Here is an 18,241-nt window from a genome sequence, read left to right as displayed (position 1 = left end):
TGGGCGCGGAGCCGAGGTATGGGCGGTCCCGACCCGGCGGCTCTGCGAGAGGACATGTTAGACGCGCTCGAATACGCCCTCGACCGCGCGCCCGACGAGCGAGTGCTCGCGGCGATGGCCGCGGTCCCGCGCCACGAGTTCGTCGCGGAGTCGCCGTACGCCAACCGCGAGGGCGAGCAGGGCGGCACGCGCGTCCTCTCGCCCGCGACCGCCGCGCGCGTCCTCTCCGCGCTGTCGGCCGACCCCGGCGACCGGACGCTGGTGGTCGGCGCCGGCGTCGGCTACACCCCCGCCGTGATCGCGGAGACGGTCGGGGCGGAACACGTCCACGCCGTCGACATCTCCCGCGAGATGGTGTACGAGGCGCGCGCGAATCTCGCGGCGGCGGACTACGGCGGGGTGCTGGTCGACCGCCGCGACGGCAGCGACGGGCTGCCGGAGTACGCGCCGTTCGACCGGGTGCTGGTCGAGGCGGCGGCGGTCGACCCGCCGCGCGCGCTCGTCGGACAGTTGGCGCCCGACGGTCGGCTGGTGATGCCGCGGGGGCGAGGGGCGGAACAGACGCTGGTCGCGTTCGAACCCGAGGACTCGGACGACACGGGCGACGCCGCGGGCGTCCGAGCGGTCGACGAGTTCGGCCCGGTCGCGTTCCGGCCGCTGCTGGTCGAGGGCGAACAGGCCGACGCCGGCGTGAGGAACCGAACCGAGCGCGAGGACGCCGAGTTCGCCCGGCAGGGTTACTTCGCGCCCACCGGCTGGGAGCACGAGTGGATCGACTGGGACGACCGCCTGCGCGGCACCGACCGCTGAGCGGCACCGACCGCTGAGCGGCACCGACCGCTGAGCGGCACCGACCGCCGACCGGCACCGACCGCCGACGCTCGCCCCTCGCGCTACTCGGCGACCACGAGCACGCGCGTGTTGCCGCGGCGGTCGACGTACTCGCCGCCCGCGGGCGGCTTGATCGATATCTCCAACGTCCCCTCCGCCTGGTTCGCCCCGAGTTCCGGCGCCACCGAGAGCGTCGCCGTCCCGTCGTCGCCGGTCCGCGCGGTCGCCACCCCGTCGAGGCTCGCGGTGCCGCCCTTCACCACGACCGTCGCGTCCGCAACCGGCGCGCCGTCGGGGCCGACCGCCGCGACCGTCAGCTCCTGTGCGCCGGGCGTCGTCACCTCCGGCGTCGGCCGCGCGTCGAGTTCCGTGACCGCCAGCCCCCCGATCCCCGACACCATGTTGAGCATCACGCTCAGGCTGGCGACGCCGACCACGAGCGCGATCACCAGCCTGACCGGCAGCCCCTCGATGGCGCGTTCGTCGCGGCGGAACGCGCCGAACGAGTCGGCCGCGCCCGACGCGTCGAACCCGCCGAGGGTGGCGAGCGCGTCGAACGCGTCCGCGAGCGGTTTCCCGCCGAACCAGCCGGAACTGTCGAGCCTGTCGAACCGGTCGAACCCGAGTCGGTCGAGCATGGTCCGCGGTGGTCCCGCTCCGGTACTTGAACCCTCGGGCGACCGTTTATCCCGGATGGCGCGGGCACGGCCGGCGTGTACGTCATCGGGCGCGACGAGACCGACGGGGACGGTGCGAGCGAGGAGACGAGCGACGGCGGCGGGCCGACCGCGGCGCTCGGCCGCTACCGCGCCCGCGACGGGAGCGCCGGCGCGCGGGTCGCACTCGACGTCGACCGCCCGCACGCGGGGCTGGTGGTCGGCAAGCGCGGCAGCGGCAAGTCGTACACGCTCGGCGTCGTCGCCGAGGGCGTCGCGGACGCCGCGGGGCTGGCGCCCGTCGTCGTCGACCCGATGGGCGTGTTCGACGGGCTCGCGGCCGACGGCGGGACGGTTCACGAGCGCCCGCGCGTCCGAGCGGACGCGCTCGCACCCGAGGCGTGGCCGCGGCTGTTCGGTCTCGACCCGGCGGGTCCGGTCGGCGGGCTGCTGTGGCGCGCGTTCGCCGAGCGGGCGACGCTCGACGGCGCGCGGTCGTTCGTGGCGGGGAGCGACGCCGAGCGGGCGACTCGGCGGGCGGCGGCGAACCACGTCGACCTCGCCGCGTCGTGGGACGCGTTCGACCCCGACGGGCTGACCGCGGCGGACCTGGCGGGCGGCGAGCCGACGGTGCTCGACTGCTCGGCGCTGTCGGAGGCGGCGACGAACGCGGTCTGTCGGGCGGTCGCCGCGGGGCTGTACGACGCCGGGGTTCGGGGAACGCTCGACCGCCTGCCGTGGCTGTTCGTCGACGAGGCGCACGCGCTGTTCGAGGGGGTCGCCGGGCCGGCGCTGCGGACGCTGCTCACCCGCGGGCGGGCGCCGGGCGTCTCGCTGGTCTGTGCCACCCAGCGCCCGTCGGCGCTCCCCGACGTCGCGGTGTCGCAGGCGGACCTGCTGGTCGCCCACCGACTCACCGCCCGGGCCGACATCGCGGCGCTCGACGACGCCCGGCCGACGTTCCTCGACGACGAGTTCGGGAGCCGCCTCCCCGACGGCGTGGGCGAGGCGCTCGTCGTCGACGACGCCACCGAGTCGGTCCACCCGCTCGCCGTCCGCGAGCGGCGGACCCACCACGGCGGGGCGAGTCCGCGCGCGAGCGGGGTCGCGGCGTCGACGGGACGGGGTGACGAAGTCGAAAGCGACGAGTAGGCTCGCCGCGCAGTCGGGGCATGCGCGAGGAGTTGGGCGCGGTCGGGGTCGTCGGGGTCGGCGGCGCGGTCGGCGCGACGCTCCGGTACGGCGCCGGTCTCGCGGTCACCGGGGTCGGAGGGACGCTCCTCGTCAACGTCGTCGGGAGCTTCCTCCTCGGCGTTCTCGTCACCCGCTCGCTCCCCGACCGGGTCCGGTTGTTCGCGGCGACCGGCCTGTGTTCGTCGTTCACCACCTACAGCACGTTCGCCGTCGAGACGCTCTCGCTCGGCCCGCGGGCCGGCGCGGCGTACGTCGCCGCGACGTACGCGCTCGGCGTCGCGGCGGCGGCGCTGGGAACCGCGGTCGGGCGGCGAACCAGGGGAGCGGAGGCGTGAGCGCCGCCGGACCGCTCGCGGCGGCGCTCGTCGCCGTCGGCGGCGCCCTCGGCGCGAGCGGCCGCTACCTCCTCGGCGAGCGCATCCCCGGCCGCCGGGCGACGGTGGCGGTGAACGTCGCCGGGAGCTTCCTCCTCGGCGCGACGGGAGCCGCCGTAGCGGCGGGCGCGCCGGGCGGGGCGGCACTGCTCGTCGGGACGGGCTTCTGCGGCGCGTTCACGACGTACTCGTCGTTCGCCGTCGAGATGCGCGCGCTCGCGGCCGACGGCGAGTGGCGGACGCTCGTCGGCTTCGCCGTCGGTACCGTCGTCGCGGCGCTCGCTGGCGCGGCGGTCGGCGGCCGCGTCGGGGGACTGTGGCCGTGACCGTCCGTCGGTGGGGCCGCCACGCGACGGACCGGCGGGGATTTATTCGGCCGGCTCCCCTACCGCGGCCATGGACGTGACCCCGCCGTGAGCGCCGGCGACCGCTCGACGGGCCGAAAGCTCCTCGACGGCGCGGCCGGCGAACCGGTGATGGCGCTGTTCGTCGTCGTCCTCCTGCTCATGGCGCTCGGCTTCCTCGTCGCGGGCGTCGTCGTGCTCTCGACGTTCCTGTGACGGGGGTCACACGGCCGGTATCTCGTTCGATATTTTGAGCGCCGCGATTATACCGGGGGAGTCGAACCGGGGAGTGTGAGCTACGAGGTTCAAGTCTCGGGCGAGGAGAAATGCGGGTACTGCAGCCGTGAACTCGTCGAGATCGAGGATTCGACGGGTCGCGTCGGTCGGTTCTGCGTCGCCGGCCACCCGCAGTCGCAGTTCCGGGCGGTCGGCCCGTCGTCGGAGTGAGCGGCCGACGCCGAGTCGGAACCGCGCGACCCGAGTCGTACGGCAGGGGCGGGCGGCGTACTGCAGGAGTGTACCGTACGGCTTTCTAGAGACGTCGTCGTCGAAGCGTCCGACCATCGCGTGTAACGGCTCCCCTTCGGGAGCGACGCCCGCTCAGACGTGGGGCCGGGTACGAACCCGAGACGGTCACCCGGTTCGACCCGGTCGACCCGCTCCTCGACGCGGTCGGACCGGCGTCTCGACTCGAACCGCGGAGCGGCGGCGACCGGAGTCGGTACTCCGGCGTCCGGGTCACGAACACCCCGGACCCGTACGTCGGGGAGGTGAAGCCGGTGAACGACCTCGGTGCGGGACGGGTCGGTGGTGGCGATAGCCGAGTACCGCGGCGTTCGACACCCGGTAGTGGATCCTCGCCGACGGGGCCGAGTGGGTGGTCAACGGACCGGCACCGGACGGGAACGAACCGCCGGGCCGGTCGAACTCGACCGGGTCCGACTCGACGCCTTCGCACTCGAGAAGGCCCCTCGACGGGACCGTGGACAGATCACCCCGAGACCGAGTCACCGCAGCCGTCGCTCGACGGAAGCGGGGACGGAACGGTTCCGCATCGGTTCACCGGGACCGATACCGGAGGCTGCGAGCGTAGTTCCGAGAGAAGCGCCCGGAGCGGGATTTGAACCCGCGTCACGACCGTGACAGGGTCGTATGATGGGCCACTACACCATCCGGGCGAACGCATCTCCTCGTTTCGGTGGGACCTAATTAAGGCTTGTTATCCTACCCGACTGTGTCGTGCGATACCGTCCGTCGCAAGGTTGAAAGGGTCGGGGTCCATCGGACGGAACGTCCCTCTGTGCGGGACGCCCAGCGCTGCGTCCCTCACACTTGACAAGGGTTAAATGCCTCCGACGTATATAGCGCCGTAGTATCTCGTGAAGACTTCTCCCCACCGCCCACGGCCGGTACCGAACGCGATCACCCCCAAGCTATGGTAGACGTAAGCCAACACGAGCTCGTTCCGGACCACAGCCTCCTCGACGAGCCGGAGCACGTCGAGGAGGTGCTCGAGGAGTACAACGTGAAGAAGACCGATCTGCCCAAGATCACGCGGACCGACCCCGCGCTCCCCGACGCGGCGGAGCCGGGCGACGTGGTCCGCATCGAACGCGACTCGCGAACCACCGACACAGCCGTCGTCTATCGGCTGGTGGTAGACTCATAATGGACCGACAGATCCGCCGCGAGGTGTCCCGGGAGTACTTCTCCCAAGAGCGCCTCGCAGAACACCACTTCCGCTCGTTCAACAACTTCCTCGACCGCGGCATGCAGGATGTCGTAGACGAGAAGGAGACCATCGACACCGACATCGGCGACAAGGAGGGTCAAGAGCCGGTGTACGTCGAACTCGGCGACGTTCGCATCACGACGCCGCGCGTCCGCGAGGCCGACGGCTCCGAGGAACTGCTGTACCCACAGGAGGCGCGCCTCCGCAACATCACCTACGCCGCCCCCGTCTTCATGGAGATGAAGATCATCCGCGGCGGCGAGGAGGAACCCGAGACGGTCGTCGACCAGACCGAGACCAAGGTGGGCCGGATGCCCATCATGGTCGGCTCGAACAAGTGCAACATCTCGGGGTTCTCCGACGACGACCTCGTCCAGATCGGCGAGGACCCCGTCGACCCCGGCGGCTACTTCATCGTCAACGGCTCCGAGCGGGTGCTGATGACGAGCGAGGACCTCGCGCCCAACAAGATCCTCGCGGAGTACGACTCGAAGTACGGCGACGAGATCCAGGTGGCGAAGACGTTCAGCCAGCGCCGCGGCTACCGCGCGCTCGTGCTCTGTGAGCGCAACCGCGAGGGGCTACTGGAGGTGTCGTTCCCCTCGGTCTCCGGCTCGGTCAACTTCGTGACGCTGGTGCGCGCGCTCGGGCTCGAATCCGACGAGGAGATCGTCCACCGCGTCTCGGACGACCCCGAGATCGTGAAGTTCATGCTGGAGAACCTGGAGGAGGCCGACGTCCAGTCCGAGGAGGAGGCGATCGAGACGCTCGGCGAACGCGTCGCCAGCGGCCAGGGGAAGAACTACCAGCTGAAGCGGGCGAACTACGTGATCGACCGCTACCTCCTGCCGCACCTCCACGAGGACGGCGTCGAGGAGGAGGAGACCCGCTCGAACAAGGCGTACTACCTCTGCCGGATGGCCGAGGCGTGTTTCGAACTCGCGCTCGACCGCCGGGAGGCCGACGACAAGGACCACTACGCCAACAAGCGGCTGAAGGTCAGCGGCGACCTGATGAAGGACCTGTTCCGGACCGCGCTCAACAAGCTCGCGCGGGACGTGAAGTACCAGCTCGAACGCGCGAACATGCGCAACCGACAGCTCACCGTCAACACGGTGGTTCGGTCGGACGTGCTGACCGAGCGGCTCGAACACCCGATCGCGACGGGCAACTGGGTGGGCGGCCGGTCGGGCGTCTCCCAGTTGGTCGACCGGACGGACTACATGGGGGTGCTCTCGCACCTCCGCCGGCTGCGTTCGCCGCTGTCGCGCTCGCAGCCGCACTTCGAGGCGCGCGACCTCCACGCGACCCAGTGGGGCCGCATCTGTCCCTCCGAGACGCCGGAGGGGCCGAACTGCGGGCTGGTGAAGAACTTCGCGCAGGCGATGGAGCTGTCGCAGAACATCGAGGACGAACAGGGACTCAAGCGCGAACTGGCGTCGATGGGTGTCGAGGGTATCCCCGGCATCGAGGGCGTCGACCGCGCATCCGCGGACGACTGACAACATGGCTCAGGCACGAGAAGCGAAAGTCTACGTCAACGGGAGTTTGGTCGGGACCCACCCGGACCCCAACCAGCTCGCAGCACAGATCCGCGAGGCGCGCCGGCGGGGCGACGTCTCGGACATGGTGAACGTCTCGGTCAAAGAGCGGACGGGCGAGGTCATCGTCAACGCCGACGCGGGCCGCGCGCGCCGCCCGCTGATCGTGGTCGAGAACGGCGAACCGCTGCTCGACGACGAGCACATCGAGGCGATGAACGACGGCGAGATCGAGTTCGACGACCTGGTCGAACACGGCCTCGTCGAGTTCATCGACGCCGAGGAGGAGGAGGACATCCTCGTCGCCGTCGACGAGGAGGACATCGTCCCCGAGACCACCCACCTGGAGATCGACCCGCAGCTGATCTTCGGCATCGGCGCGGGGATGATCCCCTACCCCGAGCACAACGCCAGCCCGCGCATCACGATGGGCGCGGGGATGATGAAGCAGTCGCTCGGGCTGCCCGCCGCGAACTACCGCATCCGCCCCGATACGCGTCAGCACCTGCTGCACTACCCGCAGCTGTCGATGGTGAAGACGCAGACCACCGAGCAGATCGGGTTCGACGAGCGGCCGGCGGCGCAGAACTTCGTCGTCGCCGTCATGTCCTACGAGGGGTTCAACATCGAGGACGCGCTCGTGATGAACCAGGGGTCGGTCGACCGCGCGATGGCGCGCTCGCACTTCTTCCGCACCTACGAGGGCGAGGAGCGGCGCTACCCCGGCGGGCAGGAGGACCGCTTCGAGACGCCGAGTCAGGACGTCCGCGGCGCGCGCGGCGAGGACGCGTACACGCACCTCGACGACGACGGCCTGGTCAACCCCGAGACGACGGTGGACGAGAACTCCGTCCTCCTCGGGAAGACCAGTCCGCCGCGGTTCCTCGAGGAACCGGACGACATGGGCGGCCTCAGCCCGCAGAAGCGCCGCGAGACCAGCGTGACGATGCGGTCGGGCGAGGACGGCGTCGTCGACACGGTGACGCTGATGGAGGGCGAGGACGGCTCGAAGCTGTCGAAGGTGTCGGTCCGTGACGAGCGGATCCCCGAACTCGGCGACAAGTTCGCCTCCCGACACGGCCAGAAGGGGGTCGTGGGCCACCTCGCCCCCCAAGAGGACATGCCGTTCACCGAGGACGGGGTCGTCCCCGACCTGGTGCTCAACCCCCACGCGCTGCCGTCGCGGATGACGGTGGGGCACGTCCTGGAGATGCTCGGCGGCAAGGTCGGCTCGCTGGAGGGCCGGCGCGTCGACGGTACCGCGTTCCAGGGCGAAGACGAGGAGGAACTCCGGTCGTCGCTCGAAGAGCACGGCTACAAGTCCTCGGGGAAGGAGGTCATGTACTCGGGCGTGACCGGCGAGAAGATCGAGGCGGAGATCTTCGTCGGCACCATCTTCTACCACAAGCTGTACCACATGGTGTCGAACAAGCTGCACGCCCGCTCGCGCGGGCCGGTGCAGGTGCTCACCCGCCAGCCGACCGAGGGGCGCGCCCGCGAGGGCGGCCTGCGCGTCGGCGAGATGGAGCGGGAGGTGCTGATCGGACACGGCGCCGCGATGGCGCTCAAGGAGCGACTGCTCGACTCGTCGGACAAGGAGACCGTGTACGTCTCCGAGGAGACGGGGATGGTCGCCGTGGAGGACGTGGAGCAACGGCGGATCTACGACCCCGTCACCGGCGACGAGGACGACATCCACGAGATCGAGATCAGCTACGCGTTCAAGCTGCTGCTCGACGAGATGAAGGCGCTCGGCATTCGACCGACCCTCGAACTGGAGGACGCAGTATAACCAATGGCTGGAGCCACACCCAAAGAGATCGGCGGCATCAAGTTCGGCTTGATGGACCCCGAGACGTACCGGGACATGTCCGCGACGAAGGTCATCACCGCGGACACGTACGACGACGACGGCTACCCCATCGACATGGGGCTGATGGACCCGCGGCTGGGCGTGATCGACCCGGGGCTGGAGTGTCGCACCTGCGGCAAACACTCCGGGTCGTGTAACGGCCACTTCGGGCACATCGAACTCGCGGCGCCCGTCATCCACGTCGGGTTCACGAAGCTCATCCGACGGCTGCTGCGCTCGACGTGTCGGGAGTGCGGTCGGCTCGCGTTGACCGACGAGGAGAAGGAGGAGTTCTCGGAGAAGCTCCAGCGGACGAAGGACCTCGGTGGCGACCCGACGGACGTACTCAAGTCGGCCGTGCGGCAGGCGCGGAAGGCGAAGACCTGCCCGTACTGTAGCCACCCGCAGGCGGACATCAAACACGAGAAGCCCACCACCTACTACGAGGTGCAGGACGTGCTCGCGGGCGAGTACTCCGAACGCATCGCCCGCGCGATGCAGCCCGACGAGGACGAGGAGGGCGAGGAGATCGGCGAGGGGATGGCACCCCAGCAGCTCGCCGACGAGACGGGCATCGCGCTCGACCGGGTCAACGACATCCTCTCGGGGGAGTTCCGCCCCCGCCAGGAGGACCGCAAGGCGCTCGAGAAGGCGCTCGACGTCGACCTGACCGAGGAGGACATGAACAAGCTGATGCCCTCGGACATCCGCGACTGGTTCGAGGACATCCCCGACGAGGACCTGGAAGCGCTCGGGATCGACTCCCAAGGGTCGCGCCCCGAGTGGATGATCCTGACGGTGCTGCCGGTGCCGCCGGTCACGGCGCGGCCGTCGATCACGCTCGACAACGGCCAGCGCTCCGAGGACGACCTGACTCACAAGCTGGTCGACATCATCCGGATCAACCAGCGGTTCATGGAGAACCGCGAGGCGGGTGCGCCCCAGCTGATCATCGAGGACCTCTGGGAACTGCTGCAGTACCACGTCACCACGTTCGTCGACAACGAGATATCGGGCACGCCGCCCGCCCGGCACCGCTCGGGCCGGCCGCTCAAGACCCTCTCCCAGCGGCTGAAGGGGAAGGAGGGCCGCTTCCGCGGCAGCCTGTCGGGCAAGCGCGTCAACTTCTCTGCGCGGACCGTCATCTCGCCGGACCCCACCCTCTCGCTCAACGAGGTGGGCGTCCCCGAACGGGTCGCCGAGGAGATGACCCAGACGATGAACGTCTCCGAGCGGAACATCGACCGCGCGCGCCGGTACGTCCAGAACGGGCCGGAGGCGCACCCCGGGGCGAACTACGTCAAGCGGCCTGACGGCCGCCGGCTGAAGGTGACCGAGAAGAACTGCGAGGAGCTCGCGGAGAAGGTCCAGCCCGGCTGGGAGGTCAACCGCCACCTGGTCGACGGCGACATCGTGATCTTCAACCGCCAGCCGTCGCTCCACCGGATGTCGATCATGGCCCACGAGGTGGTCGTGATGCCGTACAAGACGTTCCGGCTCAACACCGTCGTCTGTCCGCCGTACAACGCCGACTTCGACGGCGACGAGATGAACATGCACGCGCTCCAAAACGAGGAGGCGCGTGCGGAGGCGCGCGTGTTGATGCGCGTCCAAGAGCAGATCCTCTCGCCGCGGTTCGGCGAGAACATCATCGGCGCCATCCAGGACCACATCTCGGGTACCTACCTGCTGACGAACGAGAATCCCGAGTTCACCGAGACGCAGGCGCTCGACCTGCTCCGGGCGACCAGCGTGGACGAACTGCCCGCGCCCGACGGCCAGAACGACGCGGGCCAGGACGTCTGGACCGGCCGTACCGTGTTCTCGGAACTGCTCCCGGACGACCTCAACCTGGAGTTCACGTCGTCGTCGGGCGACGAGGTGCTCATCGAGGACGGTCAGCTGATCCGGGGGACGGTCGACGAGGACGCCGTCGGCGCGTTCGGCGGCGAGGTGGTCGACACCCTGACGAAGATGTACTCGGAGACGCGCGCCCGCGTGTTCATCAACGAGGTGGCGTCGCTGGCGATGCGCGCGATCATGCACTTCGGGTTCTCGCTCGGCATCGACGACGAGTCGATCCCGCCGACCGCGAACGAGCAGGTCGACGAGGCGATCGACTCGGCGTACGAGCGGGTCCAAGAACTCATCGGCACGTACGAGGCGGACGAACTGGAGTCGCTCCCCGGTCGGACCGTCGACGAGACGCTGGAGATGAAGATCATGCAGACGCTCGGGAAGGCGCGCGACTCCGCGGGCGAGATCGCGGAGGACCACTTCGCGGACGACAACCCGGCCGTGATCATGGCCCGCTCGGGCGCGCGCGGGTCGATGCTCAACCTGACGCAGATGACCGGCTGCGTCGGCCAGCAGGCGGTCCGCGGCGAGCGGATCAACCGCGGCTACGAGGACCGCACGCTCGCCCACTACAAGCCCGACGACCTCTCGGCGGAGGCGCACGGGTTCGTGGAGAACTCCTACCGCGGCGGGTTGACCCCGCGGGAGTTCTTCTTCCACGCGATGGGCGGCCGCGAGGGGCTGGTCGACACAGCGGTCCGCACCTCGAAGTCGGGCTACCTCCAGCGCCGGCTGATCAACGCGCTCTCGGAACTGGAGACGCAGTACGACGGGACGGTCCGGGACACCTCGGGCACGATCGTCCAGTTCGAGTTCGGCGAGGACGGCACCTCGCCCGTGAAAGTCTCCTCGACCGAGGAGAACGCCATCGACGTCGACAGCATCGCCGACCGGGTCGTCGACGCGGAGTTCACCTCCAGCGAGGAGAAGGCGCGCTTCCTCGGCCGCGAGGAGCCGCCGACCAACCTCTCGGAGTACGCGGGTCCGGGGCTCGACAAGGCGCAGGGCATGGGGGCGCAGTCGGATGACTGAGACGACCGTCGAGAGCGTCGACACGTACGTCGACGCCCACGAGCACGTCACCGAGGACATCGCGCTCGTCGTCGAGGACACCGACCTCCCGCGGCGGCTGAAGGACCGCGTGTACGACACCGTCGACGCCCGCGAGGGCGTCACCACCGAGCAGGCCGACGAGATCGCACAGGCGGTCGAGTCGCGCTACCTCGACACGCGGGTCGACCCGCTCGACCCCGTCGGTACGGTGAGCGCGCAGTCGATCGGCGAGCCGGGGACGCAGATGACGATGAACACGTTCCACTACGCGGGCGTCGCGGAGATGGACGTGACCCAGGGGCTGCCCCGCCTCATCGAACTCGTCGACGCGCGGAAGACGCCCGACACGCCGATCATGATCGTCCACCTCGACGACGAGCACGCCACCGACCGCGAGCGTGCCCACGAGGTGGTGTGGCAGTTGGAGGCGACGAAGATCCTCGCGCTCGGCGACGTGTCGACCAACGTCGCGGACATGCTGGTGTCGATCGACCTCAACGACGAGACGCTGCTCGAACGCTGGCCGACCTACGAGAGCGCGACCGAGGTGGCGGGGATCGTCGCGGACATCATCGAGGACAACCTCGGCGTCGAAACCCGGCGGACGGGCACCGAGATCGAGTTCGGTCCCGAGGAGCCGAGCTACCGCGAACTGCTCCAACTGGTCGAACAGCTCCGCGAGATCGTGTTCAAGGGGATCGAGGAGGTCACCCGCGTCGTGATCCGCAAGGAGTCCGTCGACGACTCCGACAACGACGAGGAGTTCGTCCTCTACACCGAGGGGTCGGCGTTCGCGGACGCGCTCGAGATCGAGGGCGTCGACGCCTCCCGGACGACGTGTAACAACATCCACGAGATCTACCGGACGCTCGGGGTTGAGGCGGCCCGCGAGACGATCATCAACGAGACGATGGAGACCCTCGAAGAGCAGGGTCTCGACGACGTGAACATCCGCCACCTGATGTTGGTGTCGGACATCATGACCAACCGCGGCACCGTCGAGTCGATCGGCCGCCACGGCATCTCGGGGTCGAAGGAGTCGGTGCTCGCGCGCGCCGCCTTCGAGGTGACGGTGAACCACCTGCTCGACGCCGCGATCCACGGCGAGGCGGACGACCTCAACGGCGTCATCGAGAACGTCATCGTCGGCAAGCCGGTCGCGATCGGCACCGGCGACGTGGACCTGCGGATGGGCGCCGCGCCGTCGGCGCGGAAGTCCGCGGACGACTGAATGCGGGTCCAGATCTCCGACGAGGCGCGCGGCTACATCGCCACCGTCGCGGAGGTGACCGGCGTGACGCCGCTCGACTGTCTGGTCGAGGAGGGCGGCGACAGGCTGGTCTTCCTCGTCCCGACGGGCGAGATGGGCGAGGCGATCGGTCCCGACGGCCGGACGGTCAGCCGGGTGGAGGAGGCGCTGAACGCCGACGTCGAACTCGTCGAGGACGCCGACACGCCCGAGTCGTTCGTCGCCAACTCGCTGGCGCCCGCGGCGGTCCGCGGCGTGACCGTCAGCGAGCAGAACGACGTGGTGGCGTACGCCGAGGTGGTCGACCGCGACCGCGGGGTCGCGATCGGCACCGACGGCCGCAACATCGAGGCGGCGCGGAAGCTCGCGCACCGGCACTTCGACATCGACGACGTGCAGTTGGCGTAGCGCGGTCCGGCCGGGTCACGCGGCACTTATTGTCGGCGGGCGGCCACGCGACTCCATGCGCCCGCTCCCGTTCGGACTCCAAACCTGGCTCCCCGGCGGCCCGCTGCCGGAGCCGTTCACGGCGTACACCGGCAGCGTAGAGGCCGCGGTCGCGTTCCTCCTCGTCGCCGCGGCCGTCTACCTGGTGGGACGACTGGTCGTCGAACCGTCGGTCGTCCGGGTCGTCCGCGCGCGCAACCGCCGCAACCCGACGCTCCAGTCGGCCGTCGAGACGTACCTCGGCTACGCGGTCGTCGTGGTCGCGCTGTTCGCCGGCTTCGTCTCCGGCGGGTACACGTCGCTCGCGAACCCGGCGCTCGTCGTCGCCGCGCTGACGGTCGCGCTCGGCGTCGCCGGCCGGGAGGTGCTCGGCTCGCTCATCAGCGGGCTGTTCCTCATCGCCGACCCCGACTTCAACGTCGGCGACTTCGTCTCGTGGCCCAACGGCGAGGGGACGGTCCAGGAGGTCGACTTCCGGGTGACCCGGATCCGCACGCCCGCCTACGAGACGCTCACCGTCCCGAACACGGAACTGACGACGAACTCGCTCACGCGGCCGTTCGGCCGGAAGCGCGCCCGGATCGACGAGACGATCCACCTCGCGTACGACGACGACGTGGAACTGGCGCGCGAACTGCTCGCCGGGATCGCGCGCGAGGACGACCGCGTGCTGGCCGACCCGGAGCCGAACGCGATCGTCGATACGCTCGGGGAGGGGTCCGTCACGCTCCGCGCGGTGTTCTGGGTCGACGACCCGACAGGCGAGCGGGTGTACGGCGCGCGCGTGCGGTTCCGCGAGCGAGCGCTCGAACGGCTCCCCGCCGCCGGGATCGAACTCGGAGCGGCCGCCACTCAGTCGCTATCGGGCGCGCTTGCGGTCTCGGCGACCGAGGAACGCGACGACCGGGACCGAACGGACGGCGAGGGGGGAACGCGGCCGTGACCGGCGGACGCTGACGGTCGAACCCACCGCCAGCGGCCGGCCCAGCGCGCCGTTCGGGATCAGAAACGCGCTCAGAGAACCCGAGAGGTGTCGCTAATCGGTTCTCGCGGCGTCTTGTCGGGGCGAAAGGGAACCCTTACGTAGCTCCGTCGGGAACCCACTCGCATATGGCGAACGGCAAGTACGCCGCGAGGAAGCTCAAGAAGGACCGCCAGAAGCGTCGGTGGTCCGACTCGGAGTACGCGCGCCGCGAGCGCGGCCTCCGCGAACAGTCCGACCCGCTGGAGGGCGCGCCGCAGGGGCGCGGCATCGTCCTCGAGAAGGTGGGTATCGAGGCGAAACAGCCCAACTCGGCCATCCGGAAGTGCGTCCGGGTCCAACTCATCAAGAACGGCAAGCAGGTCACCGCCTTCTGTCCCGGCGACGGCGCCATCTCGTTCATCGACGAACACGACGAGGTCACCATCGCCGGCATCGGCGGCGCGAAGGGTCGCGCGATGGGCGACCTCTCCGGCGTCAACTACAAGGTCGAGAAGGTGAACGGCGTGTCGATGATCGAACTCGTACGCGGTAACGCGGAGAAGCCCGTCCGATAATGTCCGAGTCAGAGCAAGACGCCGACGCCGAGGAGGAGACGCCCGAACCGGACGCGCCCGCGGACAGCGAGCAGGCCGAGGAGAACGCGCTGCTGTTCGGCGTCTGGGACGTCTCGGAGATCGAGTACGGCGACCCCTCGACGCGGCCGTACCTCAACGTGACCCCCATCGCGCACACGATGGGCCGGCACGCCTCCAAGCAGTTCCAGAAGTCCGAGATCTCGATTGTCGAGCGGCTGATCAACCGGCTGATGCAGACCGACGAGAACACGGGCAAGAAACAGCAGGCGACCCGGATCGTCCGCGACGCCCTCGACATCGTCCACGAGCGGACCGACGACAACCCCATCCAGGTGCTCGTCACCGCCGTCGAGAACGCCGCGCCCCGCGAGGAGACGGTCCGCCTGAAGTACGGCGGCATCTCCGTCCCGAAGGCGGTCGACGTCGCCCCCCAGCGCCGGGTCGACCAGGCGCTCAAGTTCATCGGCGACGGCGTCCAGTCGGCGACGTACAAGTCGTCGACCAGCGCCGCCGAGGCGCTCGCGGACCTCCTGATCGGCGCCGAGCGGTACGACGTCCAGTCGTACCCCATCGCCCAGAAGGAGGAGCGCGAACGCGTCGCCGCCGCCGCACGCTAACTTCCCTCTTCGCTCTCCCTCTCTCGCCGTTCTCGTTCTCTCCTCTCCCTTCGCGTCTCCGCGTCGGCCAGCGGTCGCGCTGACGGTCCGAGCGGTCGCGGGGGGGAGTACTTGTGTGAGAGACGTGTCAATCGAGCCGTGAGCGACGGCCACGACCACGCCGACCCCGCCCACGCGGGGGCGCTCCACCACGTCGAACTGTCCGCGTCCGACCTCGACGCGTCGGTCGAGTTCTGGGACTGGCTGTTGGGCGAACTCGGCTACGACCGAAAGGAGGAGTGGGACGGCGGCCGCTCGTGGTCGCGAGGTCCGACCTACGTGGTGATCGAGCGGACGGAAAACCCCGACCGACCGTTCGACCGGCGCGCGGCCGGGCTGAACCACCTCGCGTTCCACGCCGCCTCCCGCGAGCAGGTGGACCGACTGACCGACGGGGTGCGCGAGCGACCGGACGCCGACCTTCTCTACGAGGACCGCCACCCGTTCGCGGGCGGCTACTACGCGCTCTACTGCGAGGACCCCGAGGGGATCACGGTCGAAGTCGTCGCGCCCGAGTGACCGCGGGCCGGTGGCGGCCACAGGAGGTGACCCCACGAGCGACCGCGCCGCCGCACGCCAGTACCGAGCGTGATAGACGGCCCACAACTCACTTGTCCGGGTGTCGGGACCCCGGGGTGTGAACGCTCGCGTCCTCCTCGCGTTCGGTGCGCTCGCGCTGTTCCTCCCCGTCTCCGGGTGTGCGGCCGGGTCGCTACAGCTGACCGCGGTGAACGACACCGAACTCGCCGGCCACGCCAGTCACGACCCGCCGACCACCCGGGCCGACCCGAGGGACGGCCGGGGAGAGACCGTGAAAAGGGCCGTCGAGAACGGGTCCACGACGGTGACCGCCCCCTCACCACCGCTCGACTCCGAGGGACGGACGTACGCCGTCGACGGTGCCTACTACGACCTCGCGGTCGAGCCGAGGGGGAACCACACCGAGTGGTCCGTCACCCTGCTCGTCGACTACAATCGCTCGGCCGACGACCCGACGGTCGAGTACGCGGACCTCTCGCCCGTCGACCGGAGCGTGCTGCGCCGGGCGACCCTCCAGCGGCCGAGACGGCTCTACGAGGGGTACGACCAGGGGGCGGTGTGGCGGTACACGCCGGCGCAACTGGAGGCGTCGGCGTTCTCGGAGGAGTACGTCGCGGTCCGATACGGGGGTGACCGCGTAGCGGTCAGGATCGAACGGGAGCCGGTGGCCGTGACGGAGTACCGCTACACGGCGACCCAGGTGGCCCCGAGCGCGGGGGCGTACGGCGCGTCGCTCCGCGAGAACTACGCGTTCACGCTGTCGCCCGCCGACCTCTCGTCGGCCGAGCGCGACCTCCTCGCGCGGGCGACGAACGGGACGTACTACGCCGGCTCGTCGTACGACGACGTGTTCCGGTCGGTCCGGAACCGGCTCCGCGCACACGACCCGGTCGGGTCGACCGACTCCGGCGGGTCGTGGGTGGTGCGGTACGACGGCACGACGTACTGGGCGGAGTTGGAGTACGAACCGCTCGACTTCACGGGGTGACGCGCGCCGCGGACCGTCACGCCGTCCCACACGGACCCAAACGAGTTCACCGGGGGCGGCGAACCGGCTCGCGTGTTCCCCGACACCGTCGAGACCGACCGGTTGCGGCTCGAACGCGCCGACGAGCGCGTGTCCCCCCGCGAGTTGTACGACGCCGCGGGACGGGGGCGGAGCCGGACGGTCGAACGCGAGACGGCGTACCTGCCGTGGAACCCGCTCGACACGCTCGGCGACGCCGAGGAGCGGCTGGCGTCGTTCGGGGCGAAGTGGACGAGCGGCGAGCGCGCCGAGTGGGCGATACGACCCCGCGAGGGCGAGGACGGCGCGGGCGAGTTGGCGGGGACCGCGGGACTGATCTGTGAGCCGGAGAAGGACCTCGCGCTCCCCGCTATCTGGCTCCGCGAGCCGTTCTGGGGGCGGCGCTACTCGGGCGAACGCGCCGACGCGCTGTTGGACGTGGCGTTCGACGCGCTCGGGTTCGGCGTCGTCGCGGTGCCGTTGCACGCCGACAACCGGCGGTCGTACCGGGCGGTCGAGCGGTACGTGACGCGCCACGGCGGCCGGTACGAGGGGCGGTTGCGGAACCACGCGGGGCGGTACGACGCGCCCGCCGACCACCACCGCTTCTCGGTGAGCCGCGCGGAGTGGCGCGCGGCCGACGGCGCGCGGAGCGACGTGCGGTACTGAGCGGACGGGTCGACTGGATCCCGTATCAGAGACCGTCTCCGCCCGCGGGCGGTGGGCCCGAACGCGGTCAGGTCGACCGGCTGCGGCCGAGACCGAACGCGACGCCCGCGCCCGCGAGCGCGAGGACGAGTCCGGTCCCGGCGACGATGGCGAGGGGGGTCCCGCCGACCGGGAGGTAGACGACGGCGCCGAGCAGGAGCGCGAGCGTGCCGACCGCCGCCAGCCCCGCGCCGACACCGACCAGCGGTCCGGTCGCCCCGCGGGCGCGGGCCGCGGACGCGCCGACGGCCGCGAGCGCCGCGAGCACGCCGAGGTAGCACGCGAACCCGAGGTCGTAGGCGGTCGAACTCCCGAACTCGGGGAGGACGAACTCCACTGCGTCGAAGCCGACGAGCAGGAGGTAGCCGGGGACCTGCAGCGGCTGGAACTGGACGCCGTACGCCAGCGCGTACAGTCCGCCGAGGACGGCGGCCGCGGCGACCCAGTCGCGGAGGAGCGTGCGGGACGAGAACGACGCGGGGACGGCGCTCATACGTGGGTGTAGCGCCGGACGGAGCAAGTAGGTTCGCCCGCCGGACGGCACCGCTTAGTTACCAGATGAAATACTACGAGGGGCGAGTTTATTCCCGTCGCGGCTGGGACGGGCAGCATGGTTCGCACGCTGGGGGTGGTCGCGGTCG

Annotated in this window: 20 protein-coding genes and 1 tRNA gene; 18 read left to right on the top strand and 3 right to left on the bottom strand. The window is 70.2% G+C overall.

Annotated features, from left to right (window positions below):
• The first annotated feature begins 54 nt into the window (after window positions 1–54).
• The gene (locus tag K933_RS13095; RefSeq protein WP_023395220.1) at window positions 55–810 is read left to right on the top strand and encodes a protein-L-isoaspartate O-methyltransferase family protein; all 756 of its coding nucleotides are present in this window, start codon (window positions 55–57) and stop codon (window positions 808–810) included.
• 83 nt (window positions 811–893) lie between these two features.
• Here the strand turns inward: K933_RS13095 and K933_RS13090 are convergent, their stop codons facing one another.
• Complete coding sequence (locus K933_RS13090) at window positions 894–1,469, bottom strand: DUF7382 domain-containing protein (RefSeq protein ID WP_023395219.1); 576 nt, start codon at window positions 1,467–1,469, stop codon at window positions 894–896.
• A 75-nt stretch (window positions 1,470–1,544) separates the two neighbouring features.
• Here K933_RS13090 and K933_RS13085 point away from each other — a divergent pair, with 75 nt between their 5' ends.
• The 5 genes from K933_RS13085 (at window position 1,545) to K933_RS18435 (ending at window position 3,846) form a co-directional block, all read left to right on the top strand.
• Window positions 1,545–2,639: an ATP-binding protein gene (locus K933_RS13085; RefSeq protein WP_023395218.1), complete on the top strand. Its 1,095-nt coding sequence runs from the start codon at window positions 1,545–1,547 to the stop codon at window positions 2,637–2,639.
• A 20-nt stretch (window positions 2,640–2,659) separates the two neighbouring features.
• Window positions 2,660–3,016, top strand: coding sequence for a fluoride efflux transporter FluC (locus K933_RS13080; protein WP_023395217.1), 357 nt, complete (start codon window positions 2,660–2,662; stop codon window positions 3,014–3,016).
• Complete coding sequence (locus K933_RS13075) at window positions 3,013–3,381, top strand: fluoride efflux transporter FluC (RefSeq protein ID WP_023395216.1); 369 nt, start codon at window positions 3,013–3,015, stop codon at window positions 3,379–3,381. The genes K933_RS13080 and K933_RS13075 overlap by 4 nt, the downstream gene beginning before the upstream one ends.
• Before the next feature lie 87 nt (window positions 3,382–3,468).
• A complete protein-coding gene (locus K933_RS18440) occupies window positions 3,469–3,615 on the top strand; it encodes a hypothetical protein (RefSeq protein WP_161631425.1) in 147 nt (48 codons plus the stop codon).
• A 75-nt stretch (window positions 3,616–3,690) separates the two neighbouring features.
• Window positions 3,691–3,846 carry a hypothetical protein gene (locus K933_RS18435; RefSeq protein WP_161631424.1) on the top strand — a complete coding sequence of 52 codons (156 nt, stop codon included), beginning with the start codon at window positions 3,691–3,693 and terminating at the stop codon, window positions 3,844–3,846.
• Window positions 3,847–4,504: 658 nt separating this feature from the next.
• Here the strand turns inward: K933_RS18435 and K933_RS13070 are convergent.
• A tRNA-Asp gene (locus tag K933_RS13070) sits at window positions 4,505–4,577 on the bottom strand.
• Between the two features lie 257 nt (window positions 4,578–4,834).
• On the opposite strand from K933_RS13070, the gene K933_RS13065 reads away from it, so the two are divergent.
• The 12 genes from K933_RS13065 (at window position 4,835) to K933_RS13010 (ending at window position 17,561) form a co-directional block, all read left to right on the top strand.
• Complete coding sequence (locus tag K933_RS13065) at window positions 4,835–5,068, top strand: DNA-directed RNA polymerase subunit H (RefSeq protein WP_023395215.1); 234 nt, start codon at window positions 4,835–4,837, stop codon at window positions 5,066–5,068.
• Window positions 5,068–6,633 (top strand): DNA-directed RNA polymerase subunit B'', encoded by a 1,566-nt coding sequence (locus tag K933_RS13060; RefSeq protein ID WP_023395214.1) that lies wholly within the window; start codon window positions 5,068–5,070, stop codon window positions 6,631–6,633. Before K933_RS13065 ends, K933_RS13060 begins: the two co-directional genes overlap by 1 nt.
• A 4-nt stretch (window positions 6,634–6,637) precedes the next feature.
• Window positions 6,638–8,464, top strand: coding sequence for a DNA-directed RNA polymerase subunit B (gene rpoB / locus K933_RS13055; RefSeq protein ID WP_023395213.1), 1,827 nt, complete (start codon window positions 6,638–6,640; stop codon window positions 8,462–8,464).
• A gap of 3 nt (window positions 8,465–8,467) precedes the next feature.
• A complete protein-coding gene (locus K933_RS13050) occupies window positions 8,468–11,413 on the top strand; it encodes a DNA-directed RNA polymerase subunit A' (protein ID WP_023395212.1) in 2,946 nt (981 codons plus the stop codon).
• On the top strand, window positions 11,406–12,665 hold the full coding sequence (gene rpoA2 / locus K933_RS13045) for a DNA-directed RNA polymerase subunit A'' (RefSeq protein WP_023395211.1): 1,260 nt from the start codon (window positions 11,406–11,408) through the stop codon (window positions 12,663–12,665). Before K933_RS13050 ends, rpoA2 begins: the two co-directional genes overlap by 8 nt.
• The gene (locus K933_RS13040; RefSeq protein WP_023395210.1) at window positions 12,666–13,091 is read left to right on the top strand and encodes a NusA-like transcription termination signal-binding factor; all 426 of its coding nucleotides are present in this window, start codon (window positions 12,666–12,668) and stop codon (window positions 13,089–13,091) included.
• 55 nt (window positions 13,092–13,146) lie between these two features.
• The gene (locus K933_RS13035) at window positions 13,147–14,073 is read left to right on the top strand and encodes a mechanosensitive ion channel family protein (RefSeq protein ID WP_023395209.1); all 927 of its coding nucleotides are present in this window, start codon (window positions 13,147–13,149) and stop codon (window positions 14,071–14,073) included.
• A gap of 167 nt (window positions 14,074–14,240) precedes the next feature.
• On the top strand, window positions 14,241–14,669 hold the full coding sequence (locus tag K933_RS13030; protein WP_023395208.1) for a 30S ribosomal protein S12: 429 nt from the start codon (window positions 14,241–14,243) through the stop codon (window positions 14,667–14,669).
• The gene (locus K933_RS13025) at window positions 14,669–15,307 is read left to right on the top strand and encodes a 30S ribosomal protein S7 (protein ID WP_023395207.1); all 639 of its coding nucleotides are present in this window, start codon (window positions 14,669–14,671) and stop codon (window positions 15,305–15,307) included. The genes K933_RS13030 and K933_RS13025 overlap by 1 nt, the downstream gene beginning before the upstream one ends.
• 138 nt (window positions 15,308–15,445) lie before the next feature.
• Entirely contained in the window at window positions 15,446–15,865 is a 420-nt protein-coding gene (locus K933_RS13020; RefSeq protein ID WP_023395206.1) for a VOC family protein, read from the top strand.
• Between the two features lie 118 nt (window positions 15,866–15,983).
• Window positions 15,984–16,874 carry a hypothetical protein gene (locus K933_RS13015; RefSeq protein WP_023395205.1) on the top strand — a complete coding sequence of 297 codons (891 nt, stop codon included), beginning with the start codon at window positions 15,984–15,986 and terminating at the stop codon, window positions 16,872–16,874.
• Window positions 16,875–16,946: 72 nt separating this feature from the next.
• On the top strand, window positions 16,947–17,561 hold the full coding sequence (locus K933_RS13010) for a GNAT family N-acetyltransferase (protein ID WP_023395204.1): 615 nt from the start codon (window positions 16,947–16,949) through the stop codon (window positions 17,559–17,561).
• 67 nt (window positions 17,562–17,628) lie between these two features.
• On the opposite strand, the gene K933_RS13005 is transcribed toward K933_RS13010, so the two are convergent.
• A complete protein-coding gene (locus K933_RS13005; protein ID WP_023395203.1) occupies window positions 17,629–18,093 on the bottom strand; it encodes a hypothetical protein in 465 nt (154 codons plus the stop codon).
• Window positions 18,094–18,241: the final 148 nt, after the last annotated feature.

The sequence above is a fragment of the Candidatus Halobonum tyrrellensis G22 genome, assembly GCF_000495475.1.
Classification (GTDB): Archaea; Halobacteriota; Halobacteria; order Halobacteriales; family Haloferacaceae; genus Halobonum; species Halobonum tyrrellense.
This window is presented reverse-complemented; position numbering and strand designations above follow the sequence as displayed.